This window comes from Onishia niordana (assembly GCF_004798965.1).
GTDB classification, from domain to species: domain Bacteria; phylum Pseudomonadota; class Gammaproteobacteria; order Pseudomonadales; family Halomonadaceae; genus Onishia; species Onishia niordana.
Genome location: NZ_SDSD01000003.1, coordinates 313,278 through 338,585 on the forward strand (window position 1 = coordinate 313,278; position 25,308 = coordinate 338,585).

The following is a 25,308-nucleotide window of genomic DNA, read 5'->3' on the forward strand; positions in this document are numbered from 1 at the left end:
CGCTTGGTCGCGGACAATAGGACGAACTATTGACCATTAACCTCAAGGAATCTGTTGGTTGCGTGAGTAGTGCATCTTGTTTTGCTAAAGCTTTCAACGCGTAAGCGGGCCTTGGGTTGCCTATGTTGAAAGCATGGCATGGTCGATGATCTGAGCTGGGGATACGGCCATCAGGATTTGATTGCTCCAGGATAGGAGGTAGTCATGTCTCAGCACGATCCTAGGCTGGGCCTGTTGGTTCGGCTAAGCCAGTTAGGCATAGCCTTCACGGTGGCGGTCATCCTGATGGGGGCATTCACACGGTTGATGGATGCAGGGCTGGGCTGCCCCGATTGGCCTGGTTGCTACGGGGAATGGGTCGTGCCAGCGCCTAGTGTTGCCGAGTCTCATGCGTCGGCTGTGCCGTTGGAACCTCTAAAGGCCTGGCTCGAGATGATCCATCGGTATCTCGCCACGATGCTTGGCGGAATGGTCGTCATGATGCTGATGTTGGGTTGGCCTCGGCGCAATCGGCCGGGATACCCGTGGCGTCTGACGCTTGGTCTGCTAGCGGTAATTGCGCTGCAAGGGGCCTTTGGTGCATTCACTGTCACACTTCGGCTATGGCCTCAGGTCGTCACCCTGCATCTGCTCGGCGGGTTATTGGTGATGCTGATGTTTCTATGGCTACACCTTCGGCTACGGGCGCTGTTGATGAATGCGTCAGTGGTTGGTCGGCCGCTGCCACGCCTCTCTCGCTGGTGGGGCATAGCGGCGGTGTTACTGGCCCTGCAGCTAGCACTGGGTGGGTGGACCTCAAGTAATTATGCCGGCATCGCCTGTCAGGGCTTTCCGACCTGCAACGGGCAGTGGTGGCCGGCGATGGATTGGAGCGAAGGGTTCCATCTGACTCAGCAGCTAGGGCCAGACTACCTGCATGGAAAGTTACATGCCGATGCTCGCACCACGATTCATCTGGCGCATCGGCTTGGCGCTCTGGCGCTAGGATTAAGCCTCGTACTCTTGGCGGCCCGACACTGGTATGAGCCTCGATTACGCCCGTGGCTTACCTCTATGCTGGCGGCCTATGGGCTCCAAGTGGGGCTTGGCATTGCCAATGTCGTTTTGTGGTTGCCCCTAGGACTGGCACTGGCCCATACCGCAGGGGCCGTTTTGTTGGCGCTTGCGATGGCATTAGCCGCGTGGCATGCCAAGGTTGGCATATCGTCGGCTGGTGTTGCCCAGGTGCAGGGAGTAGGCAAATGCGCGATAACGTGATGGTGGCTCCGCCGTCATCGACCGATCTCGATTGGCGGTGGCGTGACCTGATGACCTTGGGTAAGCCTCGTGTGGTGATAGTGATGCTCGTCTGCGTTGCAGTGGGCATGGCCTTGGCTGCGCCGTCGCTTCCGCCTATCGATTTGGTGCTTCATGGTCTCGTGGGTATTGGCTTGGCTGCATCTGGCGCCGCGGCCTTCAATCATGTGCTCGATCGTAGGCTGGATACGATGATGTTGCGGACGGCACGACGCCCTGTGGCTTCTCGTCGGTTGCCGACATCCTATGCGTTGGGCTGGGCATCGTTGCTGTCGCTAGTGGGGATTGGATGGCTGGCTTGGCAGGTTAATACGCTGACTGCCTGGCTGACACTTGCGTCATTGCTGGGCTATGCGTTGGTCTACACGGCTTTCCTAAAGCATGCCACACCTCAAAATATTGTCATTGGCGGGGTGGCCGGCGCAGCGCCACCTTTGCTTGGGTGGACCGCTATCACGGGACAGCTGGGGCCTGAGCCGCTGTTGTTGATGCTGATCATCTTTGCCTGGACCCCACCGCACTTTTGGGCATTGGCTATTCATAAACATGATGAATATGCCAAGGCTGGCGTGCCGATGCTGCCCGTCACGCATGGTGATGCCTTCACGAGATTACAGGTATGGCTTTATGGCTGGCTCACCGTGGCGGTGACCCTGCTGCCTTTTGTTATTGGCATGAGCGGTCTCCTGTATCTGGTCGGCGTCCTGCTGCTAAATGTTCGCTTCATGGTATGGAATTTCCGGGTCTGGCGTGGGCAAGATTCTCAGGCGCCATTAGCGGCCTTCTGGTTCTCGATTCGCTACATCCTTGGCGTCTTCGGTGTCCTGCTGATTGATCACTACGCGATTCTTCTAGCCGCTTAAACGCGGCCCTTACTTAAAGATGATCTCCCCACCACCAAATAGCCGGATGTTGCACGTTGCTAGCGAACCATTCGGGCGCATCACTGTGCTGCTTCGCATGGTTCGTCGCCCTTGGTGTCGTTGTCCGCGTTGGGTTTGCGCGCCTCAGCCGCGTACAATGCGGGTATTTTCGATAGGCAGCGAGAGGCGATGACATGAGTGAGACGATAGCTTGGATAGTGGCTGGCCTCGCGGTAGTGGTTTTGGCGGGTCTTGGTGCTTATGCCTTCACTCTTTGGAAAGAGGTGCGGCGGCGTGAAGCTTTCAAACGTGAAGAAGCCGAACGTGCCAATCAGCAGTGCCTTGCTAGCCTTGATGCGATCGCGCGCTCTATGATCAGTCGTCAGGTTGATCTGGTCGAGGGGGCTATGCGGTGCAAGGTGTTGCTCGAGATCATTGATCCAGCCCTGCTGCAGCGTGATAGCTTCCGCGTGTTTGGCGATGTTCATGAACGTACAGAACACCTACATACTCACTCTGCCCGCAAAGAGCTGAGCCTCAAAGAGCGTCTTGATGAAGATCGCCAACGTATTGCTGTTGAGGAAGAGTTCGAGACACCTCTGATCGAGGCCGCCCAGGGCGTGTTGACCTTCAAACAACGCTGGCCAGAAAGCCCGAGCTAACTCAGCCGTTTGCCAATATGGAGCGACATTCTTCTCAGAGGCAAAAGCTATCGCATCGAGGTTGCCGTCGTGCTGGCCAAAATTTTTTTCCTTGTCTCCATTAGGTGACACTTGATTAAATCTGTTGCCTAGCCGAACATCCCATGTTGTGCTTATATTTGATAACGAAGCGAAATAATGCGCTTTTTCGACGCTTTCAGTTGAGCACCGCTGTTTCGTAACGCCATGGTTGGGTTCGCAGTGATACACATAAGAAGGAGTCTTGCATGAAGAAATCAATGACAGGGTTGCTGATCGGTTCAGCATTGGTAGTTGGCCTTTCCGGCTGTGCCAGTTCTGCTTCGCAGTCCGCTAATAGCTCAGCAAACGATGCCTGGTACCAGAATCCTTTCGTTTGTGCTGTCGCAGGCGGTTTGATCGGTGGCGGTATCGGCTACGCCTCGAGCAGCGAGTCTGATGAAGATCAGGGTGCCGCCATTGGCAGCACTGTTGGTGCAACGGCAGGTGGCATGCTGTGTGCTAAACCTAAGCCGGCTGAGCCGCAGTGTCCGACATTCGGCGGAACGATTCCTGCCGGTGTGGCAACCAACTCTGAAGGTTGCCCGCTGGATTCAGATGGTGACGGCGTTTACGACTTCCGCGACCAGTGCCCGGGTACCCCGGCCGGCGTCCAGGTTGATCGTAAAGGTTGCCCGCTGGATTCCGACGCAGATGGCGTACCCGACTTCAAAGATCAGTGCCCGGGCACTCCGGCCGGCGCCGAAGTCAACTCTTTGGGTTGTGTCGATGACCTGGTCCTGGAAGACGTCAACTTCGAGTTTGACTCTGCCAAGCTGACCATGGGCGCTGAGAGCATTCTGGCGGATGTGGCTGAAAAGCTCGCAGCCAATCCGGAAGCTCGCGTGCGTCTGGAAGGGCACACCGATTCCGTCGGTTCCGATAGCTATAACAAAGAGCTGTCTCAGGAGCGTGCCAACTCGGTCAAGGCCTTCCTGGCGAGCGAAGGTATTGATACCTCGCGCATGAATGCTATCGGCTATGGCGAAGAGCAGCCGATCGCTACCAACGATACTGAAGCCGGCCGCGCGGAAAACCGTCGCGTAGAGCTCGGCGAGTGGGAGTAAAGCTCTGACTCTTTGAACTATTGAGCCAGACTTAGCTGACGAGGGGTGCCAATTGGCACCCCTCGTTTCGTTGGGGCATGCGCGTCGCGCCATCATCGCTGGCGCTTGAGGAACCCCTTACCCATTGAGCCGGCTGGACGCTCATTGCCTGCCCCTGCTAATGTGCGCTTCCAATCTGGATGGCGCCCATGAGCCTGTCCAGAGGCGGTGTCTATGCACTGCCACTCCGTCTTCATTCATTTCAGCCTGTCGCATGTCGTCCCTGGTATGGATGACCACTGCGCTCGAGGATGCCCAATGCCAATCGTTACCCTGCCTGACGGCAGTCAGAGAACCTTCGATGCGCCGCTTACGGTGATGCAGCTGGCCGAGTCTATCGGTGCTGGTCTGGCAAAGGCCTGTGTGGCCGGCAAGATCGACGATGTCTTGGTCGATGCCGCCGATATCATCGATCATGACGCCAAGGTCGCTATCCTGACCGCCCGTGATGACGAAGGACTTGAGGTGATTCGTCACTCCTGTGCTCATCTGGTCGGCCATGCCGTCAAGCAGCTTTATCCCGAAGCCAAGATGGCGATCGGCCCGGTGATCGATGACGGGTTCTACTACGACATCGATTTCGGCCGTTCTGCCACCCCAGAAGACCTCGAGGCTATCGAGGCACGCATGAAGTTGCTTATCGACCAGGGCTACGATGTCGTTCGTGAGTATGTTGATCGCGATAAGGCGATGCTGACCTTCCTCCATCGTGAAGAGCCGTTCAAGCAAGAACTGGTGCGCGGGATTCCCGAGGGCGAGACCATTCGTCTTTATCACCACGAGGAATATGTCGACATGTGCCGCGGTCCGCATGTGCCGAATACCTCGCACCTCAAGGCATTCAAGCTGACCAAACTCGCCGGCGCCTATTGGCGGGGCAGTGCCGAAAATCCGATGCTGACGCGCATCTACGGCACGGCCTGGTCTGACAAGAAGCAGCTCAAAGCCTATCTCAAGCGTCTCGAGGAAGCCGAGAAGCGCGATCATCGCAAGCTGGCGCGCAAGATGGACCTTTTCCATATTCAGGAAGAGGCGCCGGGCATGGTGTTCTGGCACCCCAATGGCTGGACGATTTATCAGGCGCTCGAGCAGTACATGCGCCGCGTGCAGATCGAGCACGGCTACCAGGAAATCAAGACGCCCCAGGTGGTTGATTTGTCTCTCTGGAAGGCCTCCGGTCACTGGGGCCACTACTCCGATCTGATGTTCACGACGGAGTCGGAGAAACGTGAGTACGCGGTCAAGCCGATGAATTGCCCCTGCCACGTGCAGGTCTTCAACCAAGGGCTGAAGAGCTATCGGGATTTGCCGCTTCGCCTGGCTGAGTTCGGCAGCTGTCACCGCAACGAGCCATCCGGTTCACTGCACGGTTTGATGCGCGTGCGCGGATTTACGCAAGACGATGCCCATATTTTCTGCACCGAGAAGCAGATTCAGTCCGAGGCAGAGGACTTTATCGCTCTGACCCTCAAGGTCTATAAGGAACTGGGGTTCGATGACGTAGAGCTCAAGCTCTCGACTCGCCCCGAAGGTTTCATGGGCGAGCCAGGACTCTGGGATCGTGCCGAAGCGGGCTTGGAGGCAGCGCTAAATGCCACAGGCCTCGACTGGGAGCTGCAGCCGGGCGAGGGCGCCTTCTACGGCCCGAAGATCGAGTTTGCTCTACGCGATTGCTTGAATCGCGTATGGCAATGCGGCACTCTTCAGCTCGACTTCAACCTGCCGGGACGCCTCGGAGCCCAGTTCGTCGATGAAGATGGCGCACGCAAGACGCCTGTGATGCTACATCGCGCGATTCTCGGGTCTTTTGAGCGATTCCTTGGTATCCTCATTGAGCACTACGCCGGAGCCATGCCGCTATGGCTAGCTCCCGAGCAGGCAGTAGTCATGACCATCACTGATTCGCAGCGTGATTTCGCCCAAGATGTGGTGAATCGCCTGCAGAAAGTCGGTCTTCGCGCCAAGGCAGACTTGAGGAACGAGAAGATCGGCTTTAAAATCCGTGAACATACGTTGCAGAAGGTACCTTATCTCCTCGTTGTGGGAGATAAGGAAGTCGAGGCAGGTGCTGTTGCAGTTCGGACTCGCACCGGTGAAGACCTCGGCTCATTGAAAATCGATGACCTGATCACCAAGCTTAACGACGAGCGGTGATTTAGACGACGTCAACCAATACGGAGATGTAACGATCAAGAGAAATACACAGCGCGGCCGTCCTCAGGACAAGCGCCCTCCAATGAACGAGCGTATCAGCGAAGACCAAGTCCGCCTCATCGGAATGGAAGGTGAGCAGCTTGGGATTGTGTCCACCCGTGATGCCTTGGAACAGGCGGAAGCGGCTGGTATGGACCTCGTGCAGATCTCCAATGCCGATCCCATCGTTTGTAAGATCATGGATTACGGCAAATTCGTCTTCGAGCAGAAGAAGCAGAAAGCTGCTCAGAAGAAGAAGACCAAGCAGATCCAGGTGAAGGAAGTGAAATTCCGGCCTGGTACCGACGAGGGGGACTATCAGGTCAAGTTGAAAAACCTGATACGTTTCCTCGAAGCGGGCGACAAGGGCAAGGTCACGCTGCGTTTTCGCGGCCGTGAGATGGCCCACCAGGACATCGGCCGCAAGCTGATGGAACGGGTGGCCAGTGATCTGGAAGAGATCGCCAATGTGGAGTCCTTTCCGAAAATGGAAGGTCGCCAGATGATCATGATCCTTGCCCCCAAGAAGAAGTGATCCAAAGGCAGTTGAACGGGTGTCGGCCGTACAGCGGTCGGCATCGGCCTTGGGTTTTCTGAAGAACCTTGAGCGGAGTTTTACCTCATGCCAAAAATCAAGAGCAACAGTGGCGCTGCGAAGCGCTTCAAGAAGACGGCCAACGGCTTTAAGCACAAGCAGTCGTTCCGTAGCCACATCCTGACCAAGAAGACCACCAAGCGTAAGCGTCAGCTGCGTGGGATGAAGCAGATCCACGCATCCGATGTGCCGCTGATTCAGCGCATGCTGCCGAATCTGTAAGCGACGCCGGTAGACCCTTTTTTAACGTCAGGAGAAAGCTATGACACGTGTTAAGCGTGGCGTCGTTGCACGTCGCCGTCACAAGAAAATCATGAAGCAGGCCAAGGGTTACTACGGTGCGCGTTCGCGCGTCTTCCGCGTAGCCAAACAGGCCGTTATCAAAGCCGGTCAGTACGCGTATCGTGACCGTCGCGTCCGTAAGCGTCAGTTCCGTGCGCTGTGGATCACGCGTATCAACGCCGGTGCGCGCAACAACGGCATGTCCTACAGCCGCTTCATCGCTGGTCTCAAGCAGGCCGGTATCGAGATCGACCGCAAGGTACTTGCCGATCTCGCCGTTCACGAAAAGGCCGCCTTTGCCGCTATCGTCGAGAAGGCCAAGGCTGCTCACTGAGTGAACTGATCGTTTCGACGTGCGAGTGCATTAACGACGCCATATCGTTTGCATCGCACCCGTGAAGGTCGCAGGGGAAGAGCAGACGCTCTTCCCCTGTTTTTTTATATGACCCTGTTGCGATATGGCGCATCGATATCGCAGCAGCGCATTCGGAGCTCAACGGATGGACCACCTTCCTAACCTGGTTGCCGAGGCGCGCGGCGCCATCGAAGCTGCCCAAGACATCGCCGCGCTCGACGAAGTGCGGGTGCGCTACCTCGGCAAAAAGGGTGAAATCACAGCCTTGCTGAAGGGCCTCGGCAAGCTGCCTCCCGAGGAGCGTCCGGCCGCAGGCGAGCGTATCAACCAGGCCAAGCAGGAGCTAAGCTCTGAGCTGGACCGCCGTCGTCAATTGCTTGAGAAGGCCGCTCTCGATGCCCGCTTAGCCGCTGAGAGCCTGGACGTGACACTGCCTGGGCGGGGGCAGCCCGCTGGCGGCTTGCACCCGGTAACGCGCACCCTCGAGCGCATTGAAGGGCTCTTCACACGCATCGGCTTCGACGTGGCGGTAGGGCCCGAGATCGAAGACGATTACCACAACTTCGAAGCCCTCAATATTCCGGCCCACCACCCGGCTCGCGGTATGGCCGACACCTTCTACTTCGATGCTTCCCGACTGCTGCGCACGCATACCTCGCCGGTACAAGTGCGGACGATGAAGAACGAAGCGCCGCCGATTCGCATCGTTTGTCCGGGGCGTGTCTACCGTAGCGACTCGGATCTGACCCATACCCCGATGTTCCATCAGGTCGAGGGTCTGCTAGTCGATGAAGATGTCAGCTTTGCCGACCTAAAAGGCACTATCGAAGATTTTCTTCATGCCTTCTTCGAACGTGACGACCTATCGGTACGCTTCCGGCCGTCTTACTTTCCCTTCACCGAGCCCTCCGCCGAAGTTGATATCGAGTGCGTCATGTGTGGCGGCGACGGCTGTCGTGTCTGTTCGCATAGTGGCTGGCTCGAGGTGATGGGGTGCGGCATGGTGCATCCTGAGGTGTTCAATCATGCCGGTATCGATACTGAGCGCTACAAAGGCTTCGCCTTTGGCATGGGGGCCGAGCGACTGGCCATGCTGCGCTACGGCGTCAACGACTTGCGCCTGTTCTTCGAGAACGATCTGCGCTTCCTGCGCCAATTCGCCTGAATCCCTGACTGCAGAACACAGGATATGTCATGAAATTTTCAGAACAGTGGCTGCGTGAATGGGTGTCGCCGCAGCTGGCGACCCAGGCGTTGGCCGACCAGATCACTATGGCGGGCCTAGAAGTCGATGCCGTTGACCCCGTGGCGGCTGCCTTCCAGGGCGTCGTGATTGCTGAGGTTGTCGACAAGGCGCAACATCCCGATGCGAATAAGCTGAATGTCTGCCAGGTTATCGATGGAAGTGGTGAGTCGGTGCAGGTGGTATGCGGCGCTCCCAATGTCGATGTGGGTCAAAAGGTGGCCTTCGCTCAGGTGGGTGCTGTACTGCCCGGCGATTTCAAGATCAAGAAAGCCAAGCTGCGCGGTGTCGAATCCCGCGGCATGATCTGCTCAGCCTCCGAGCTGGGTCTCGAAGAAGAGACGTCGCCCGGTATCATGGAGCTTCCTCTTGATGCGCCGTCCGGTGAAGATTTTCGCGCCTGGATGGGGCTGGATGACAGCACCATCGAAGTTGATCTAACACCCAACCGTGGTGATTGCCTGAGCCTCAAGGGCATGGCGCGTGAGGTAGGCGTGCTTAACCGCTTGCCGGTCGAAGGCCCGGCAATGTCCCCGGTGACACCGACTCATGATGAGACGTTCCCGGTAGAGGTGCGCGACGGTGAGCGCTGCCCGCGTTACATCGGTCGGCTGATCAAGGGTGTCGATGTTACTGCTGACACGCCGTTGTGGATGGTCGAGCGTTTGCGCCGTAGTGGCGTGCGGTCTATCGATCCGATTGTCGATATCACCAATTATGTGATGCTCGAGCTCGGCCAGCCGATGCATGCGTTTGACCGGGCCAACCTCCATGAGCGGGTCGAGGTGCGTCTGGCGCGTGCCGGTGAGCAGCTGACACTTCTCGACGGTCAGGAGATTGCCCTGCGCGACGATACACTGGTGATCGCCGATGGCCGCGGTGCCCTGGCGATTGCCGGGGTGATGGGCGGAGAGCATTCTGGGGTGAATACCGAGACCAAGGATATCTTCCTCGAATCGGCTTTCTTTACTCAGCTCGCCGTGGCCGGTCAGGCGCGCAGCTATGGCCTGCACACCGATGCCTCACATCGTTTCGAACGTGGCGTTGATCCTGAGCTAACACGTGATGCCGTTGAGCGCGCTACCGCCTTGCTGCTCGAGATCACTGGCGGCGAACCCGGCCCGCTCATCGAGGCGGTGAGTCACGAGCAGCTTCCCGCGCCGCGCCAGATTACCCTACGCCGCGAGCGTCTTGAGCAGGCATTGGGGCTATCTCTGCCAGGGGAGGACGTCTCCGAGATACTCGAACGTCTGGGTATGCCTGTCGAGGCTGATGAGGTCGCCTGGCGGGTGGCGGTTCCGAGCTGGCGGTTCGATGTCGCTATCGAGGAGGACTTGATCGAGGAGGTCGCGCGGATTCACGGTTATAACCGCTTGCCGGTCCGTCGTCCTCAGGCTCGTCTGGGGTTGCGTCCTGACGGCGAGATCTACCAGCCGCTGTCGCGTCTGCGGCGTCAGATGGTCGCCCGTGGTTATCAAGAGGCCATCAGCTATAGTTTCGTGGCACCTGAGCTCCAGAAAGCACTGATGCCTCAAGCGGTGTCGCCGACACTGGCCAACCCGATTTCGAGCGACATGTCGGTCATGCGGGCCAGCCTGTTCCCCGGACTGCTCAAGGCGCTTGAGCACAACCTTAACCGCCAGCAAAATCGGGTGCGTCTGTTTGAAACAGGTCTTGTGTTCCGGGGTGAGCTTGATGACTTGTCTCAGATACCGATGATGGGTGCCTTGGTTTGTGGCAACCGTGATCCGGAAGGTTGGGCGGCGCGCGATGATAAGATCGATTTCTTTGATCTCAAGGGCGATCTGGAAAGTCTGTTGGCCATGGGCGGTGAGCCTGATGCCTGGCGCTTTGAGCCTGGTGAGCACTCGGCGCTTCATCCCGGTCAGACAGCCCGTGTCCTTTATCGGGGCGAGGAGGCCGGCTGGATTGGTACGCTGCATCCTGCGGTACGCGCCGAGCTGGGGCTCAAAGTCGAAGCCGTGCTGTTCGAGGTGCGTCTTGATGCGTTGAGCCAGGGTCAGCTGCCGGCCTTCACACCTCTATCGCGCTATCCAGAAGTTCGTCGCGACCTTGCCATGCTGGTCGACGAGTCGTTGCCGGTACAGTCGCTGCTCGACTGTCTTCGTGAGCAGGCCGGTGAGTGGCTGACGGGCATCAATCTGTTTGATGTCTATCAGGGCAAAGGGGTAGAGGATGGTCGCAAGAGTGTTGCTCTGGGCTTGACCTGGCAGCATCCATCGCGCACGCTGAATGACGAGGAAATCAATCAGTTAGTCGATGCAATCGTCACCGAATCCGGTCAGCGCTTCGGCGCGCAGCTGCGAAGCTGATCCAAAAGGCTACCAAGCCTTGACTCGGAAGAAGGCGGCGCTGCCATCCTGTACGAGGGAATGACCATGGGTGCGTTGACCAAGGCAGAACTGGCCGAACACTTGCACACAGAACTTGGCTTGTCCAAGCGTGATGCAAAGTCGATGGTAGAGGCCTTCTTCGAAGAAATCCGCGGCTGTTTACGCGAAAACGAACAGGTCAAGTTGTCCGGTTTCGGTAATTTCGATCTGCGTGACAAGCGTGAACGGCCGGGACGGAACCCAAAGACGGGTGAGGAAATTCCGATTTCAGCCCGTCGTGTTGTGACCTTCCGGCCAGGGCAGAAACTAAAAGCCCAAGTCGAGGATTTTCAAGGTCCGTTAACGTATTAAGCGCAGGGTAGCGATTGCGGTATAAAAAGGCGTCACCTATCGGGTGACGCCTTTTTTTGCGTTTGGCGGCTGATGTGGGTAGTGACACGCTATGCGGCCTATCAACTCTCTCGTCTGGATTCCGCGCTGTCGTGTCTATACGCCGCCGCTTTCCATTACATAGGTGATGATGACCTTGATGACATAGCCCAATATCCCCGCCCCGAGCACGATGAACAGCATGATGGTGCCAAATTTTCCGGCCTTTGACTTGCGGGCCAAGTCCCAGATGATGAAACACATGAAGAGGATAAGCCCGCCGATCATGATGGGGGTGATCCAAGCCTCGAAGGTCTGTTGCATCTTGTCTCCCGGTTGGGCAAAAGGGCGATTATAACCGCGCCGAACGGATGTCGATATTGTTCGCTGACTAATAGGTGGTAGGGATTCGGCTCTAGCAGCGACTATGGTAATATCCGAGTAAATTTCTCAAGCAAAGCAGATCCATGTCCATGCTGAAGATTTTCGTTGGCACCATGTACGGCGGCGCCCTCGACGTCGCTGAGCAAGTTAAGCCGTTATTCGAGCAGGCCGGTTATGAGGTCGCGATCTATGACCAGCCGACCCTTGAGGATCTTACCGGGTCACCGACAGATTTAGCGCTGTTCTGTGTGTCGACCACGGGCTCCGGTGATTATCCGGGTAACTTCATGGCCTTTGCACGAGCACTGCAAGAGCAGGGTGCCGACCTGACCGCTTTGAAGTATGGCTTGGTGGCGTTAGGTGATAGTTCCTATGTCGATAGCTTCTGTGGTGCGGGGCGGTCATTGGATGCGCTGCTGTCCGAATACGGTGCTCAGCGCCTGGGTGAGCGGCTTGAAGTCGATGCCATGGAAACGTTCATGGCGGATGATGCTGCATTGCCTTGGGCTGAGGAGTGGATTGAATCGCAGCAGCTTGCGGTGTCTGAATGAAGGTGTCTGCGACCCCTGAGAGACTCAGTGTGTTGTCGGGGCTTTTGATTGTCATGCTCTCAAGCGTGCCGCGCTACCTTCTCGAAGGCCACGACACGCGTCTTACGCTTCTGATGATGGCCGCTGCAGCGGTGGCTATTGTCGCCGCCCTTCATTGGCGGCTTCTCGAAGATGATGCACGCCGCCAGTTGCCAGGTCTGTTCAAACGGCTAGTAGCATGCATGCTGGGTGGGGGACTGCTGATGGCGATCTGGCAGGCGGTCAGTCTTGGGGGAATTGATGGTGTCCTGCTGCTTGCACATGCCACGGCCCTTGGATTGCTTATCCACGTGGTGGGCCTGCTTTGGCATCGTCCATCAGAGATCAAGTAATGGGCTGTCAGTAGAAGGACGACAGTTGGTTGATGCATCAAACGAAAAGGGGCTCGCTAAGCGAGCCCCTTTTTTGGTGCATGTCTCAGGTCAGTCTCTCAATTCCATCAATGGTGTCATGCTCGATATATCCTGACCTGAGAGCCTTCAGAGAGTCAGGTGCTCGTTCAGCCCAAGGTATAGCAAGGCTCGTAATGGCTGCCGGGTAGCTTCATGCGTCCCTGCTCGACGAATGAGGTCAGCAGCTCATCCAGTCGCGCCATCAGGTCGGGCTCGGCGTGCAGGCGGAAGGGGCCGTGGGCTTCGATGGCGCGAATGCCGGGCTCCTTGACGTTGCCAGCGACGATACCCGAGAAAGCACGGCGTAGATTGGCGGCCAGTTCATGGGTCGGCTGATTGCGGTGCAGTGCAAGCCCGGCCATCCCCTCGTGATTCGGTTCGAAGGGTTCTTGGAAGTTGCGATCGATGTTCAGGCGCCAGTTGTAGTAGAAGGCATCCTGATGGGTCCGCCGGAATTCCGTGACCTCATCGATCCCCAGCCGCATGGCCTTGGCGACGCTAGTGGGATCATCGATGATGATGCGATAGCGTTCACGAGCCGATTCGCCAAGAGTGTAGGCCAAGAACTCATCGATGCGCTTGAAGTAGTCTGCGCTGCTGGCGGGGCCGGTAAAGATGACCGGGAAGGGGATATCCTTATTGGCAGGATGCAGCAGTATGCCCAGCAGGTAGAGGATCTCTTCGGCGGTGCCGACACCCCCTGGGAAAATCACGATGCCGTGACCGACACGCACGAAGGCCTCCAGGCGCTTCTCAATGTCCGGCATGATGACCAGTTCATTGACGATCGGATTCGGTGACTCTGCTGCAATGATGCCTGGCTCCGATATGCCCAGGTAGCGCCCATGTGACCGGCGTTGCTTGACGTGGGCCACATTGGCGCCCTTCATCGGTCCCTTCATGGCCCCAGGGCCGCATCCGGTGCAGATATCCAGTTCGCGCAGCCCCAGGTGGTAGCCGACCCCTTTGGTGTAGTCGTACTCCTCGCGGGAGATCGAATGACCTCCCCAGCACACGACCAGGCTAGGATCCAGCGAGGGCTTAAGAGCGCCGGCTTTGCGCAGGATATGGAACACAGCGTTGGTGGTCCCTTCACCCGAGCTCAGGTCGAAGCGAGGGTGTGTCTGGATCTCGTTATAGACGTAAACGACGTCGCGAACGACCGAAGACAACAGTTCGCGAATACCACGGATCATCTTGCCATCAACAAAGGCCTCGATGGGGGCATTGCTGATCTTGAGGCGCAGGCCGCGATCCTCCTGCAGCACCTCGATATCGAAATCACGATAGGCTTCCATGACGGCGAGTCCATCGTCGGTCATGCTATCGCTGTTGAGAACGGCCAAGGCACACCGGCGCAGTAGGTCGTGCAGGCCTGTTGTCGACGTATCGCGCAGACGATTGACTTCGTGTTGTGACAGGACCTCGAGGCTACCCTCGGGGGATAGTGTCGTGGAAATGGTCTGGGGCATGGGCGGTTTCCTTATTATGCCGCGTCGGCCTGGGCACAGGCGTGTGCCAGCAGACGACGAATCTCGTCCTGATCGTTGGCGCTCATGGCATCCTGGCCAAAGGTACTTTCAAGCCACTCATGGAAAATGGCGTCGAAGTCCTCGGCCAGCACCTCCTCCGGGTCATATTCCACCATTTCCATGACCAGGGGAATCTGTGGAATCAGGTAGCCCAGCGGAAAGAGCTGTTCGTCGCTGGCCTGGCGTTCCATGGCCAGCAAGGCGTGATGAATGGCGTCGGCACGCCGGGCGAGAGGGTCGGACATGAGGCTAAATTCTCCGTTGGCTTTGCCTTGCGATGCTAACACGTCACCAAGCCCCCCGCAGCGCTGCGGGATGGATGCAGATCTGGTAAAATCAGTATCCATAATCTCTTCCTGATCCGTAATAGAGTGCGTCGCTGCAACATGTTCAATGCCCAGTATTTCCGCACCTTCATTACGCTTGTCGAAACTGGCAGCTTCACCCAGACGGCCCGTCGTTTGGACATGACTCAGCCAGGCGTGAGCCAGCATATACGCAAGCTAGAGGAGTACTTGCAGAGGTCATTGCTGCTTCGTCAAGGGCGTCGCTTCACCCTGACGGAGAGCGGGCGACGGGCCTATGATTACGCGATCAAGCTGTTCGCCGAGCACGAACACTTTCGACACTCACTGGATAACGAGTCTCTCGACAGCGGCGACTGTCGCATTGCGTCCCCTGCCAGCGTGGGTATGATGCTGTACCCCTTCATTCTCGGATACCAGCAGATGCATTCGGGGCTGACGGTAAGCTACAGCTTTGGCTTCAATGGTGCGATCACTGAGGATGTGATGGCGGGACGATATGATGTGGGGATCGTGACAGAAGTCAGCCGACATCCTGAGCTTCATTACGCCCCCTGGCACCAAGAGCCACTTTGCCTTGTCGTCCCGGCAGATTTCACGGGCACGACTCTGACCGATCTGGCGGCACTTGGGTTCATGAATTACGCCGACGGCGTCGATCATGCCACCCAACTATTGCGGGCCAATTTCCCTGGAGAGTTTCGCTCTATGAGCCGCTTTCCGCGCCAGGGCTACACCAATGAGGTGTCGATGGTCATGGACGCCGTGGCAAGAGGCCTGGGGTTCAGCGTGGTATCGCGCCCGGTGCTTGAGACGTCGCCCTGGCAACGTCAGGTGAAAGAGTTGCCGCTACCACAGCCGGTTTATGAGGCCTTTCACCTGTTGACCCCTGCCGGCGTCGAGACGCCGCGACGCTATACGCGTCTGCTCGATGAATTCCTCGAGCAGCGCCGACACACCCTATATGGCTACCCTGAAGAACCGCATTTCGATAGCCATACCTGAGAGAGGGCAGCTCCCTGGAGAGTTTCGCTCTATGAGCCGCTTTCCGCGCCAGGGCTACACCAATGAGGTGTCGATGGTCATGGACGCCGTGGCAAGAGGCCTGGGGTTCAGCGTGGTATCGCGCCCGGTGCTTGAGACGTCGCCCTGGCAACGTCAGGTGAAAGAGTTGCCGCTACCACAGCCGGTTTATGAGGCCTTTCACCTGTTGACCCCTGCCGGCGTCGAGACGCCGCGACGCTATACGCGTCTGCTCGATGAATTCCTCGAGCAGCGCCGACACACCCTATATGGCTACCCTGAAGAACCGCATTTCGATAGCCATACCTGAGAGAGGGCAGCACTCAGGGCGAAGGCCTTCACAGGCAACAGCCGCAAACGAAAAGACCCCGGCAACGATTGCCGGGGTCATTTGCATGCAGCGTCTTATGTCGTTCAGTCGCGGTATTCGTCGATGCTTGGGCAGGTGCAGATCAGCTGGCGATCGCCCTGTACGTTGTCGACGCGATTGACCGACGGCCAGACCTTGGCGGCCTTGACTGCTGGGGAGGGGAAGGCCCCCATTTCGCGGCTATAAGGCCGCTCCCAGTCGGCATCCATCAGGTCGGCCATAGTGTGCGGGGCATGAACCAGTGGGTTGTCCGTCGCCGGCCAGTCACCGTTTTCTACGCGTACGATTTCCTCACGGATGCTGATCATGGCGTCACAGAAGCGGTCGATCTCATAGCGAGACTCCGATTCGGTAGGCTCGACCATCAAGGTGCCTGGTACCGGGAAAGACATGGTCGGTGCATGGAAGCCATAGTCCATCAGACGCTTGGCGATATCCTCTTCGCTGATCCCGGACGCCGCCTTGAGCGGGCGTAGGTCGAGGATGCACTCGTGAGCCACGGTGTCATGCCGCCCCTTGTAGAGAATCGGGTAGTGTTCTCTCAGCCGCGAGGCGATGTAGTTAGCGTTGAGGATGGCAAGCTCGGTGGCTTCACGCAGGCCGCGCGCACCCATCATCTTTATGTAGGCCCAGGAAATGGGCAGGATAGACGCGCTGCCGAAAGCGGCTGCGGCGACTGCGCCACAGTCTTTCTCGACGCCTGAAATCGGCGTAACGACATGGTTGGCGACATAGGGCGCCAGATGCGACTTGACGCCGATCGGGCCCATGCCTGGACCGCCGCCGCCGTGCGGAATACAGAAGGTCTTGTGCAGGTTCAGGTGGCTGACATCGCCGCCGAAGTCGCCGGGCCGGGCGATACCCACCTGAGCGTTCATGTTGGCGCCGTCGATGTATACCTGGCCACCATGATCATGAACGATCTGACAGGCTTCCTGGACACCTTCCTCGAACACGCCATGGGTCGAGGGATAGGTCAGCATGATCGCCGACAGCTCAGCACTGTGTTTTTCGGCCTTGTGACGCAGATCCGCCAGGTCGATGTTACCGTCTTCGTCGCATTCCACGACCACGACCTTCATATGGGCCATGGCCGCCGATGCGGGATTGGTGCCGTGTGCCGAACTTGGGATCAGGCAGATATGACGCTCGCCTTGCCCCTGGGCATCTTGATAACGACGAATGGCGATCAGTCCGGCGTATTCACCCTGAGCGCCTGAGTTGGGCTGCATCGAGATGTGGTCATAGCCAGTGATCTCCACCAGGAAGTCTGACAACTCGGTGATCATCTGGTGATAGCCGACCACCTGATCATGGGGCGCGAAGGGATGGATGTCGGCGAATTCCGGCCAGGTGATGGGCACCATTTCGCTGGTTGCATTCAACTTCATGGTGCATGACCCCAGCGGAATCATCCCGTGGGTCAGTGACAGGTCCTTGTTTTCCAGCCGTTTCAGATACCGCAGCATCTCGGTTTCGCTGCGATAGCGATTGAACGTCGGGTGCGTCAGGAAATCGCTGTCGCGCTGGCAGGCGGAAGGAATGCCGCTCTTGCCCTGAGCCAGAACGTCATCGTCCAGCGCCGGTACTGAAAGGTCATGTTCTTCGCCGAGCAGTACGTTGAAGAGCACACCGAGGTCGGCGGCGGTCGTGGTTTCATCGAGGCTGACGCCGATGTCACCACCCTCGAAATAGCGCAGGTTGATCTCGTGTGTCATCGACCGGCCGTGAATCTTGCGGGCATCGACGCCGGTCAGGCGCAGGGTGTCAAACCAGCTGTCATGCGCTAGCTGCACGCCTTTACGAGCCAGGCCCTCGGCGAGAATGGTCGTCAGACGATGAATGCGCGAGGCAATGGTGCGCAGACCCTCGGCACCGTGGTAGACGGCATAGAAACCAGCGATGTTGGCCAGCAGTGCCTGGGCGGTACAGATATTGGACGTCGCCTTTTCGCGGCGAATATGCTGTTCACGCGTTTGCATGGCCATGCGCAGGGCCTGGTGACCGCGACTGTCCTTGGATACGCCGATGATACGACCCGGGATGGAGCGTTTGAGCTTGTCGGTGGTGGCGAAGAAGGCCGCATGCGGGCCACCGAAGCCCATTGGCACGCCGAAACGCTGGCTCGAGCCAATGACAATGTCGGCACCCAGGCTGCCTGGTTCCTTGAGCAACACTAGGCTCATGATATCGGCGGCCACGCAGGTCATGATGCCGCGCTCGGCGGCATTGGCTAGCAGCGGCGCCAAGTTGCGCACTTCGCCACTCTGTCCGGGATACTGCAGCAGGGCACCGAAGACGTCATGCGAGGCCAGTTCCTCGGCCGGACCGGTGATCAGTTCGAAGCCGAAGTAGTGGGCACGAGTGCGTACTACATCAAGCGTCTGAGGCAGCACATCGTCGGCAACAAAGAAGGCCTGTGTTTTGGCTTTTTTGTTGGCGCGCTTACAAAGTGCCATGGCCTCGGCAGCGGCGGTAGCCTCGTCGAGCAACGAGGCGTTGGCCAGCTCCATGCCGGTGAGGTCCATCACTACCTGCTGGAAATTGAGCAAGCCTTCCAGACGGCCCTGAGCGATTTCCGGCTGATAGGGCGTATAGGCCGTGTACCAGCCCGGATTTTCCAAGACGTTACGCTGAATGACCGCCGGCAGGTGAGTGTTGTGGTAGCCCTGGCCAATGTAGGTCTTGAAGACGCGGTTCTGACGGGCCAGGCGCTCCAGGTAATCCAGGGCCTCGGCCTCGCTGCGCGGGGGATCTAGGTCAAGCTCGCGCCCCAGGCGAATACCGCCTGGCACGGTCCGCTCGATCAGCGTCGCAATGCTGTCGGTGTCCAATTGGTCGAGCATGCCGGCGATATCGGCCTGGCTGGGGCCATTGTGGCGTTGGATGAATGCATCGTGGCTGGCCAGATCGGCCAGACGGCGAGTATCAAGTGCCATGAAATACCTATGCGGTTGTTCGAACGATGTGGCCAAGCGGGCAGTGACGCGAGCGGGCCGTCGCAGAGAGAGCGCGGGCGAGTGGGTGCCCGCGCCAGGGATTGGGTTAGTCTTGGTCGGCTTCGGCGAACTTGGTGTAGGCGTCGGCGTCGAGCAGCTTGTCCAGCGCGGTTTCGTCAGCCAGCTTGAGCTTGGCGATCCAGCCGCCCTCATAGGGCGCTTCGTTGACGGTCTCCGGGGAGTCTTCGAGCGTCTCATTGACCTCTACTACTTCACCCGCTAGCGGCGCATACAGGTCAGAGGCAGCCTTGACTGATTCGATGACCCCAAATTCTTCGCCGGATTCGAGCATGTGACCGACCTCAGGAAGGTCCACAAAGACCACATCACCCAGGGATTCCTGAGCGTGGTCGGTGATGCCGATGGTGACGGTTCCATCTCCGTTATCCAGGATCCACTCGTGGCTTTCGGTGTAGCGCAGATTAGCAGGGATAGTACTCATCGCATTTTCCTATAAGAAAAAGATTTACCGTGGAGAGAATCGTAACGCCCTCTGCAGCGTTTGGCGAGTCCCACTGACGTCCTTCTTGCCGAGATTGGTGCTATCGACGTTTCATCTTAGGCGGATTCACGATGCGCTTCACCCCCCGGCATCGCAAGTGTGGAGCCATTCCTCCCCCTTGTTGCGGCATGATAATGCACTTAACGCTACGCTTACCCAGTGCGCCGGTGCAGGTTGCCAGTTCATGGATGTCCATAGACCAACGGGAAGCAGTGTCGCAACGTCTGATTAACGCCAACTTGCCCAGGGGGCACATCAGCTATAAGGTTTTGTTGTTTCTGATAAGAAACAATTTCTCTGCCATGAGCCGGCGAGCGAGTGCCGGGGAAATAGCCTCGAAGTAGGGAAAATACGGCCATTGCCCTAGTATTTTAGACCAAATGGTAATGCTTAATGCTGCTTTTTTGTCGAATGGCAAAAAATTCCTACAGGAAGGTGGAGCATCGCTGGTGGCTTCCGCTATGGTGTCGCTGGTTCGTCCATCGGCTTATACATCATTGCGACAATGGCGCTTCATGGAGCTAGAGGCATTGCACCTAGGCGCTTAACAACAATTAACACGGGAGAAAAACCTTGGAAGCAATCACAAGCATTTTTTCAGCGATAGAAGGCGTGGTGTGGGGGCCGCTGATGCTGGTCCTGCTGCTGGGCGTCGGTCTTTATCTGCAGGCGGGCCTGAAGTTGATACCGATTCGTCGGTTGGGCACAGGCTTTTCGCTACTCTGGAAAGGACGTGAAGCAGGCAAGGGTGATGAGGACGATGGCGAAGTCTCGCCATTTAACGCCCTGATGACCTCGCTATCAGCCACCATCGGCACCGGTAATATCGCAGGTGTGGCGACGGCCATCTTTCTCGGCGGACCGGGTGCGGTCTTCTGGATGTGGATCACGGCTCTCGTCGGCATGGCCACCAAGTTTTCCGAGGCTGTGCTTGCAGTACGTTATCGCGAGGTAGATGAAGCCGGTGATCACGTCGGCGGCCCCATGTATTACATCCGCAATGGCCTGGGTAAGAAGTGGGCCTGGCTAGGCGGCGCCTTTGCCTTCTTTGGTGCAGTGGCGGCCTTTGGCATTGGTAACACCGTGCAGTCCAATTCGGTGGCAGCGGGGCTCAATGAGTCACTGGGGCTGCCGTCCTGGATCACCGGTGTGGTGATCATGGTGTTGGCGGGTGCGGTGATCCTTGGCGGTATCCGTCGTATTGCCAAGGTGGCCGGCAAGTTGGTGCCGATCATGGCCGTTGCCTATATCGTTACCGGTATTGTGGTGCTGATCATCAACGCCGATGCCATTGGCGGTGCCTTGGGCATGATTTTTGGTTACGCCTTCTCGCCGGTATCGGCGGCTGGCGGTTTTGCTGGGGCAGCTGTCGCCAAGGCCATTCAGTTCGGTGTGGCCCGGGGCGTCTTCTCCAATGAAGCAGGCCTTGGTAGTGCGCCTATTGCGCATGCAGCAGCACAAACCAAGAACCCGGTGCGTCAGGGGCTTATCGCCATGCTCGGTACCTTCCTGGATACCATCGTGGTGTGCTCTATCACGGCACTGGCCATTCTGACCTCCACGCAGTGGACCAGTGGCGAGACAGGCGCGGCCCTGACATCCCTGGCGTTTGACGAATCCCTGCCGGGCCTTGGGCAGTACATTGTGTCCTTTGCGTTGGCGGTATTTGCCTTTACCACCATTCTCGGCTGGGCCTTCTACGGCGAAAAGTGCATCGAGTTTCTATTCGGTGTCCGCGCCATCAAGCCGTATCGCGTCGTCTACATCCTCGCGATTCTTGCCGGTGCCGTGGCACCGCTGGACTTCGTGTGGCTAATGGCCAGCGTCTTCAATGCCATGATGGCCTTCCCCAACCTGATTGCGCTGGCACTGTTGTCGCCGGTTGTCTTCAAGTTGACCAAGGACTATTTCGATGGCAAGCCGGTCTTGCCGGGTGAAGAACTCAACAAGTGAGTCAATGCCGCGGCCATGCACTGGCCGCGGCATTTGCAGCAAGCAATGTATGGGATGAACCGAGCCGATGAACGAACTACACAAGACACCGCTTCATGACCTGCACGTGGAACTCGGTGGCAAGATGGTGCCCTTTGCCGGGTACTCAATGCCGGTGCAGTACCCTCTGGGGGTCAAGAAGGAGCACGAACATACCCGAGCGGCCTGTGGGCTGTTCGATGTCTCTCACATGGGCCAGGTGCTGATAACCGGCAGCGAGCCGGCCATGGCACTGGAGACACTGGTGCCTGCGGATATTCTGGGCCTACCCGAAGGTATGCAACGCTATGCCTTGTTCACCAACAATGAGGGCGGCATCCTTGATGACCTCATGGTGGTGAACGCAGGTGATCATCTCTACCTGGTGGTCAATGCTGCCTGCAAGGAGCAGGACATTACTCACCTGCGAACTGGGCTTGGTGAAGGTCAACAGGTCGAGGTGCTGGATCGTGGTCTGTTGGCGCTTCAGGGCCCCAAGGCTGCCAGTGTAATGGGACGCCTGTGCCCAGCGGCCTGTGATTTGGTCTTCATGCAGCACGGCCGCTTCGAGATCGACGGCATTTCCGTTTGGATCAGCCGAGCGGGTTATACCGGCGAAGACGGGTTCGAGATCTCTGTTTCGGCCGATAAGAGCGAGGCGTTGGCGCGTCTGCTACTGGCCGAGCAAGAGGTCGAGGCCATTGGCCTGGGGGCCCGCGACTCGCTGCGCCTGGAAGCCGGTCTCTGCCTATATGGCCACGATATCGACACCACCACGACGCCGGTCGAAGGGGGCCTGATTTGGGCCGTGAGTAAGCCGCGTCGTCGTGGCGGCGAGCGTGCTGGTGGTTTCCCCGGCGCTGATCTGGTGCTGCATCAGATCGAAGCCAAGGACCATCAGCGCAAGCGGGTGGGCCTGTTGGGCGAAGGGCGAGCGCCGGTCCGTGAAGGGGCCGAGCTCTTTGACGCCCAAGATCGCAAGATCGGCGTTGTTACCTCGGGTGGGTTCGGCCCCAGTGTCGGCAAACCTGTGGCCATGGGCTATGTCAGCATCGAGCAGGCCGTCGTCGACAGGCAGGTGTTTGCTGATGTTCGTGGCAAGCGATTGCCGATGACGGTGACCAAGATGCCGTTTGTGACGCCGGGGTATTACCGCGGCTGAGCGACTTTAATATACCGTTATCTTCTTGCCGTGCTACTGCTACATGAGCCGCTTCTTTCGAGAGGCGGCTTTTTCGTTGTGGCGCCATGATTGATACCAAGCCCGCATAAGATATCAGTCGCCCCGTTACGCAACCGAAAGGGGCTACGGGAATAGGATTTCGTTGGGCGGCGGTTGGATCAGCGATTTCTCGTGGTGACAGCCGTTGTCGCGAAAACCGAATCGGACGTGATGAGCGTGTACGCTTAGCGTGGATAAACGTGGCGAAAGGTGAGGTTGATACGCAGGCCGGGCAGCTTGCGGGGTAGCAGAGCATGTTGCAGCTGGCGCTGTGTGCCGGGGCCCATCACCAGCAGGCTGTCGTGGGGTAGCCAGACATTGAAAGCGGGCGCTCGGCGGTCCTGCCAGCGAAAGCGGAGGGGGCGCTCGGCGCCGAGACTTACCGCGGCGATCAGCGGGTCGTGACCCAGCTCTGGTTCGTTATCGCTGTGCCATCCCATGCGATCCTCGCCATCGGCGTAGCGATTGAGTAGCACGCTGTTGAACGTTGCAGGATGGCCGTTGGCTTCAAGTGTGCGTTCGATGGCGTGTTTGATGGCCTGAACGGCGGGGTGCCACGGCTCAGGTGAAAACGTCTCGCCGGAATAACGGTAGGTGGCGTCTGAGTCGCCCATCCATAGCTGGCGGCGGGGTATCGGGTGCTGACGACCGTATAGGGTAATGCTGGGACGCTGCCAGTGCAGTTGCCGGTCCAGTTGCCCTAGTAGCGTATTGGCTTGCTCGAGGCCTAGTAGGCCAACCCCCAGCGATAAGGGGGGCGAGTCGAGAAGTGGCTGCCAGGCTAGCGGCCCGGAGAATAGATCGTTCATGGCTCCAGCTTGCCAGTTCTTGCTGCGTTTGTCGCGGGGTCAGCCTGCCAACGGCAAGAGCGTCAGGCTTGCCAGAGCAAACATGATGCCGATGACGCCGCCGCCTACGACATCACTGATGTAGTGAAGTCCCAGCCCTACACGTGAAATCGCGATTAGGGCAGCAAGCGGTGCCACGATCAAGAGCAGCCAAGGTGTCGAAACAGCGGTTAGCACTGTGAACATCATGGCGTGCATGGTGTGGCCGCTGGGGAAGCTGTAACGGTCGCGGGGCGGCTCCGTACAGGGAATGCACTCAAAGGTAATGGAAGGGCGCTCGCGACATAGTCGCGTCTTCAGCAGACGGTAAACCAACAAGGCCACCACAGCCGTCAGGCTGAATTGCACCAGTCGCTGCCATCCCTGGCCCGGGTCCAATAAGGGTTGCGCCATGATTAATAGAACCCAGGCAGGCCAATCGCCGACGCGACTGGCGAGCCGCAGTGTCACAAGCGACAGCAGCCGGGTATTACTGGCCAGGGCGAACCGATGGCATAGCTTCCACTCGAGTGAGTCGAGGCGCTCAAAGACGGAGGGCGTTCGTGGCGTCATCGGATGTCTCCTTGAGTGAAAGCAGAATGCGCAGGAAATCGTCGGTGATACGATCCCAGCCCGTGGCGGCGACACGCTGCCGGGCCAGACGTCCCAGCTGTGAGTAGCTTGCCGGGTGCTGACAAAGGGAGACGGCCTGTTCGATAAAGGCCGCCTCATCGCCCACGGGGACCGTCAGCCCCTGCTTTCCAGATGTAATCAATTCGCTGGCGGCAGCATGATCGAATGCGACGACGCCGAGACTGCTGGCCATGGCTTCAGCGACGACGTTGCCATAAGTCTCCGAGCAGGAGGGAAACACGAAGATATCGGCACTGGCGTAGTGTCGAGCAAGGGATTCGCGGTTGATGAAGCCGGTAAAGATGGCGTTGGGCAGCCGCCGCTGAAGGTTGTCGCGCAATGGTCCGTCCCCGACCAGCACGGTGACCAGATCTGGCTGAATCTGCTGCATGGCCTCCACGCTTTCGACCAGCAGGTCCAGGTTCTTCTCGCTGGCCATACGCCCTACATGCAAGGCCACTGGCTGATGCTCAACGGCGCCCCAGCTCTCGCGAAGTGTCGCGTCACGTTTGTCCGGTGAAAAGTGTCGGGCATCAATGCCGCGGCTCATCACCTGAACGTTGGCAAAACCTTTGGCGCTGAGCGCCCTGACCTGCGCTGCGGTAGGCACCAGTGTCGCGCCGGTGCGGTTATGGAAGTGGCGGAGTACCGCGGTGACCGAGCCTTCCAGCCAGCCAACGCCATAGTCGCTGGCATAGTGATCGAAATTGGTATGAAAGCCGCTGGCGACGGGCAACCCCAGCCGCCTGGCCTGTCGCAGCGCCGACCAACCCAGCGGGCCTTCGGTGGCGATATAGACCGCATCCGGCCGGCGAGCCTGCCATAGACGTGCCAAAGCGCGCCCAGCGGGGAGGCCGATCTTGATGGCCTGGTAGCCGGGAAGGTGAAACCCTCTTACCTGCAGTTCGTCATCGATCCCTTCTGCCCGGCTGCCGTTATCGGGCCGCGGGCGCACCAGCTGTAAGGTGATATGGCGTGCAGTAAGTTCGCGACTCAGGTGCCCTAGGGTGTGGGCCACCCCGTTAATGTCCGGTGACCAGGTATCGCTGACGAAGCAGATGCGCATAAGGCTCGGGTGTCCCGTTCATGAGGCGTGATATCAGGATCACGGCAGAGCATGACAGGACAGGGACCAATCCATGACGTCTATATGACACCGAGTGGCGTCGGTCGTCGAAGACGG

At 58.3% G+C, this 25,308-nt stretch carries 25 protein-coding genes; 17 read left to right on the plus strand and 8 right to left on the minus strand.

The features are described 5' to 3' along the window. Positions 1-204 precede the first annotated feature (204 nt). From ETC27_RS08045 to ihfA, 11 genes are all read left to right on the plus strand, one after another. Positions 205-1,257, plus strand: coding sequence for a COX15/CtaA family protein (locus tag ETC27_RS08045; protein WP_136254480.1), 1,053 nt, complete (start codon positions 205-207; stop codon positions 1,255-1,257). Then, the gene (locus ETC27_RS08050; RefSeq protein WP_136254481.1) at positions 1,242-2,159 is read left to right on the plus strand and encodes a heme o synthase; all 918 of its coding nucleotides are present in this window, start codon (positions 1,242-1,244) and stop codon (positions 2,157-2,159) included. Before ETC27_RS08045 ends, ETC27_RS08050 begins: the two co-directional genes overlap by 16 nt. A 194-nt stretch (positions 2,160-2,353) precedes the next feature. Further along, positions 2,354-2,821, plus strand: coding sequence for a DUF2489 domain-containing protein (locus ETC27_RS08055; protein WP_136254482.1), 468 nt, complete (start codon positions 2,354-2,356; stop codon positions 2,819-2,821). A gap of 266 nt (positions 2,822-3,087) precedes the next feature. Continuing rightward, the gene (locus tag ETC27_RS08060) at positions 3,088-3,945 is read left to right on the plus strand and encodes an OmpA family protein (RefSeq protein WP_136254483.1); all 858 of its coding nucleotides are present in this window, start codon (positions 3,088-3,090) and stop codon (positions 3,943-3,945) included. Between the two features lie 297 nt (positions 3,946-4,242). Then, positions 4,243-6,138, plus strand: coding sequence for a threonine--tRNA ligase (gene thrS / locus ETC27_RS08065; protein WP_136254484.1), 1,896 nt, complete (start codon positions 4,243-4,245; stop codon positions 6,136-6,138). Between the two features lie 34 nt (positions 6,139-6,172). After that, positions 6,173-6,712 (plus strand): translation initiation factor IF-3, encoded by a 540-nt coding sequence (infC, locus tag ETC27_RS08070; protein ID WP_276605695.1) that lies wholly within the window; start codon positions 6,173-6,175, stop codon positions 6,710-6,712. Between the two features lie 87 nt (positions 6,713-6,799). Then, entirely contained in the window at positions 6,800-6,994 is a 195-nt protein-coding gene (gene rpmI / locus ETC27_RS08075) for a 50S ribosomal protein L35 (protein WP_092524139.1), read from the plus strand. Positions 6,995-7,034: 40 nt separating this feature from the next. Beyond that, positions 7,035-7,388 (plus strand): 50S ribosomal protein L20, encoded by a 354-nt coding sequence (gene rplT / locus ETC27_RS08080; RefSeq protein WP_136254486.1) that lies wholly within the window; start codon positions 7,035-7,037, stop codon positions 7,386-7,388. A gap of 166 nt (positions 7,389-7,554) precedes the next feature. Next, positions 7,555-8,574, plus strand: a complete 1,020-nt coding sequence (gene pheS / locus ETC27_RS08085; RefSeq protein ID WP_136254487.1) for a phenylalanine--tRNA ligase subunit alpha — start codon at positions 7,555-7,557, stop codon at positions 8,572-8,574. A 29-nt stretch (positions 8,575-8,603) separates the two neighbouring features. Continuing rightward, complete coding sequence (gene pheT, locus ETC27_RS08090) at positions 8,604-10,985, plus strand: phenylalanine--tRNA ligase subunit beta (RefSeq protein ID WP_136254488.1); 2,382 nt, start codon at positions 8,604-8,606, stop codon at positions 10,983-10,985. A 66-nt stretch (positions 10,986-11,051) separates the two neighbouring features. After that, the gene (gene ihfA / locus ETC27_RS08095; RefSeq protein ID WP_136254489.1) at positions 11,052-11,357 is read left to right on the plus strand and encodes an integration host factor subunit alpha; all 306 of its coding nucleotides are present in this window, start codon (positions 11,052-11,054) and stop codon (positions 11,355-11,357) included. A 135-nt stretch (positions 11,358-11,492) separates the two neighbouring features. Here ihfA and ETC27_RS08100 read toward each other — a convergent pair whose 3' ends face one another. Beyond that, positions 11,493-11,699 (minus strand): DUF2788 domain-containing protein, encoded by a 207-nt coding sequence (locus ETC27_RS08100; protein WP_136254490.1) that lies wholly within the window; start codon positions 11,697-11,699, stop codon positions 11,493-11,495. A 143-nt stretch (positions 11,700-11,842) separates the two neighbouring features. On the opposite strand from ETC27_RS08100, the gene ETC27_RS08105 reads away from it, so the two are divergent. After that, entirely contained in the window at positions 11,843-12,310 is a 468-nt protein-coding gene (locus ETC27_RS08105) for a flavodoxin domain-containing protein (protein WP_136254491.1), read from the plus strand. After that, complete coding sequence (locus tag ETC27_RS08110) at positions 12,307-12,681, plus strand: hypothetical protein (protein WP_136254492.1); 375 nt, start codon at positions 12,307-12,309, stop codon at positions 12,679-12,681. Before ETC27_RS08105 ends, ETC27_RS08110 begins: the two co-directional genes overlap by 4 nt. Before the next feature lie 167 nt (positions 12,682-12,848). Here the strand turns inward: ETC27_RS08110 and ppnN are convergent, their stop codons facing one another. After that, on the minus strand, positions 12,849-14,213 hold the full coding sequence (gene ppnN, locus ETC27_RS08115) for a nucleotide 5'-monophosphate nucleosidase PpnN (RefSeq protein WP_136254493.1): 1,365 nt from the start codon (positions 14,211-14,213) through the stop codon (positions 12,849-12,851). A 14-nt stretch (positions 14,214-14,227) separates the two neighbouring features. Next, positions 14,228-14,518 carry a hypothetical protein gene (locus tag ETC27_RS08120; RefSeq protein WP_136254494.1) on the minus strand — a complete coding sequence of 97 codons (291 nt, stop codon included), beginning with the start codon at positions 14,516-14,518 and terminating at the stop codon, positions 14,228-14,230. Between the two features lie 141 nt (positions 14,519-14,659). Here ETC27_RS08120 and ETC27_RS08125 point away from each other — a divergent pair, with 141 nt between their 5' ends. Both ETC27_RS08125 and ETC27_RS08130 read left to right on the plus strand, forming a co-directional pair. Next, the gene (locus ETC27_RS08125) at positions 14,660-15,583 is read left to right on the plus strand and encodes a LysR family transcriptional regulator (RefSeq protein ID WP_136254495.1); all 924 of its coding nucleotides are present in this window, start codon (positions 14,660-14,662) and stop codon (positions 15,581-15,583) included. A 31-nt stretch (positions 15,584-15,614) separates the two neighbouring features. Then, complete coding sequence (locus tag ETC27_RS08130; RefSeq protein ID WP_439331797.1) at positions 15,615-15,911, plus strand: LysR substrate-binding domain-containing protein; 297 nt, start codon at positions 15,615-15,617, stop codon at positions 15,909-15,911. Positions 15,912-16,015: 104 nt separating this feature from the next. On the opposite strand, the gene gcvP is transcribed toward ETC27_RS08130, so the two are convergent. Then, positions 16,016-18,910 (minus strand): aminomethyl-transferring glycine dehydrogenase, encoded by a 2,895-nt coding sequence (gene gcvP, locus ETC27_RS08135; protein ID WP_136254497.1) that lies wholly within the window; start codon positions 18,908-18,910, stop codon positions 16,016-16,018. Between the two features lie 106 nt (positions 18,911-19,016). Further along, positions 19,017-19,412 (minus strand): glycine cleavage system protein GcvH, encoded by a 396-nt coding sequence (gene gcvH / locus ETC27_RS08140; protein ID WP_136254498.1) that lies wholly within the window; start codon positions 19,410-19,412, stop codon positions 19,017-19,019. 633 nt (positions 19,413-20,045) lie between these two features. On the opposite strand from gcvH, the gene ETC27_RS08145 reads away from it, so the two are divergent. Beyond that, a complete protein-coding gene (locus ETC27_RS08145) occupies positions 20,046-21,425 on the plus strand; it encodes an alanine/glycine:cation symporter family protein (RefSeq protein WP_136254499.1) in 1,380 nt (459 codons plus the stop codon). A 67-nt stretch (positions 21,426-21,492) separates the two neighbouring features. Beyond that, a complete protein-coding gene (gene gcvT, locus ETC27_RS08150) occupies positions 21,493-22,605 on the plus strand; it encodes a glycine cleavage system aminomethyltransferase GcvT (RefSeq protein ID WP_136254500.1) in 1,113 nt (370 codons plus the stop codon). Positions 22,606-22,850: 245 nt separating this feature from the next. On the opposite strand, the gene ETC27_RS08155 is transcribed toward gcvT, so the two are convergent. From ETC27_RS08155 to ETC27_RS08165, 3 genes are read right to left on the minus strand one after another with little or no spacing between them, the layout of a single operon-like run. After that, entirely contained in the window at positions 22,851-23,474 is a 624-nt protein-coding gene (locus ETC27_RS08155; RefSeq protein WP_136254501.1) for an alpha-ketoglutarate-dependent dioxygenase AlkB family protein, read from the minus strand. A gap of 39 nt (positions 23,475-23,513) precedes the next feature. Continuing rightward, positions 23,514-24,065: a phosphatase PAP2 family protein gene (locus tag ETC27_RS08160; RefSeq protein WP_136254502.1), complete on the minus strand. Its 552-nt coding sequence runs from the start codon at positions 24,063-24,065 to the stop codon at positions 23,514-23,516. Next, the gene (locus tag ETC27_RS08165) at positions 24,037-25,191 is read right to left on the minus strand and encodes a glycosyltransferase family 4 protein (RefSeq protein ID WP_136254503.1); all 1,155 of its coding nucleotides are present in this window, start codon (positions 25,189-25,191) and stop codon (positions 24,037-24,039) included. Before ETC27_RS08165 ends, ETC27_RS08160 begins: the two co-directional genes overlap by 29 nt. Between the last annotated feature and the right edge of the window lie 117 nt (positions 25,192-25,308).

What these genes read in the sequence shown, in the direction of transcription:
- rpmI (WP_092524139.1), top strand. Translation starts at nt 6,800, where the DNA reads ATGCCAAAAATCAAGAGCAACAGTGGCGCTGCGAAGCGCTTCAAGAAG.
- ETC27_RS08055 (WP_136254482.1), top strand. Translation starts at nt 2,354, where the DNA reads ATGAGTGAGACGATAGCTTGGATAGTGGCTGGCCTCGCGGTAGTGGTT.
- gcvH (WP_136254498.1), bottom strand. Translation starts at nt 19,412, where the DNA reads ATGAGTACTATCCCTGCTAATCTGCGCTACACCGAAAGCCACGAGTGG.
- ETC27_RS08125 (WP_136254495.1), top strand. Translation starts at nt 14,660, where the DNA reads ATGTTCAATGCCCAGTATTTCCGCACCTTCATTACGCTTGTCGAAACT.
- ihfA (WP_136254489.1), top strand. Translation starts at nt 11,052, where the DNA reads ATGGGTGCGTTGACCAAGGCAGAACTGGCCGAACACTTGCACACAGAA.
- gcvP (WP_136254497.1), bottom strand. Translation starts at nt 18,910, where the DNA reads ATGGCACTTGATACTCGCCGTCTGGCCGATCTGGCCAGCCACGATGCA.
- thrS (WP_136254484.1), top strand. Translation starts at nt 4,243, where the DNA reads ATGCCAATCGTTACCCTGCCTGACGGCAGTCAGAGAACCTTCGATGCG.
- ETC27_RS08160 (WP_136254502.1), bottom strand. Translation starts at nt 24,065, where the DNA reads ATGACGCCACGAACGCCCTCCGTCTTTGAGCGCCTCGACTCACTCGAG.
- rplT (WP_136254486.1), top strand. Translation starts at nt 7,035, where the DNA reads ATGACACGTGTTAAGCGTGGCGTCGTTGCACGTCGCCGTCACAAGAAA.
- ETC27_RS08045 (WP_136254480.1), top strand. Translation starts at nt 205, where the DNA reads ATGTCTCAGCACGATCCTAGGCTGGGCCTGTTGGTTCGGCTAAGCCAG.
- ETC27_RS08130 (WP_439331797.1), top strand. Translation starts at nt 15,615, where the DNA reads ATGAGCCGCTTTCCGCGCCAGGGCTACACCAATGAGGTGTCGATGGTC.
- ETC27_RS08105 (WP_136254491.1), top strand. Translation starts at nt 11,843, where the DNA reads ATGTCCATGCTGAAGATTTTCGTTGGCACCATGTACGGCGGCGCCCTC.
- ETC27_RS08155 (WP_136254501.1), bottom strand. Translation starts at nt 23,474, where the DNA reads ATGAACGATCTATTCTCCGGGCCGCTAGCCTGGCAGCCACTTCTCGAC.
- ppnN (WP_136254493.1), bottom strand. Translation starts at nt 14,213, where the DNA reads ATGCCCCAGACCATTTCCACGACACTATCCCCCGAGGGTAGCCTCGAG.
- ETC27_RS08120 (WP_136254494.1), bottom strand. Translation starts at nt 14,518, where the DNA reads ATGTCCGACCCTCTCGCCCGGCGTGCCGACGCCATTCATCACGCCTTG.
- ETC27_RS08060 (WP_136254483.1), top strand. Translation starts at nt 3,088, where the DNA reads ATGAAGAAATCAATGACAGGGTTGCTGATCGGTTCAGCATTGGTAGTT.
- ETC27_RS08165 (WP_136254503.1), bottom strand. Translation starts at nt 25,191, where the DNA reads ATGCGCATCTGCTTCGTCAGCGATACCTGGTCACCGGACATTAACGGG.
- gcvT (WP_136254500.1), top strand. Translation starts at nt 21,493, where the DNA reads ATGAACGAACTACACAAGACACCGCTTCATGACCTGCACGTGGAACTC.
- ETC27_RS08110 (WP_136254492.1), top strand. Translation starts at nt 12,307, where the DNA reads ATGAAGGTGTCTGCGACCCCTGAGAGACTCAGTGTGTTGTCGGGGCTT.
- pheT (WP_136254488.1), top strand. Translation starts at nt 8,604, where the DNA reads ATGAAATTTTCAGAACAGTGGCTGCGTGAATGGGTGTCGCCGCAGCTG.
- pheS (WP_136254487.1), top strand. Translation starts at nt 7,555, where the DNA reads ATGGACCACCTTCCTAACCTGGTTGCCGAGGCGCGCGGCGCCATCGAA.
- ETC27_RS08100 (WP_136254490.1), bottom strand. Translation starts at nt 11,699, where the DNA reads ATGCAACAGACCTTCGAGGCTTGGATCACCCCCATCATGATCGGCGGG.
- ETC27_RS08050 (WP_136254481.1), top strand. Translation starts at nt 1,242, where the DNA reads ATGCGCGATAACGTGATGGTGGCTCCGCCGTCATCGACCGATCTCGAT.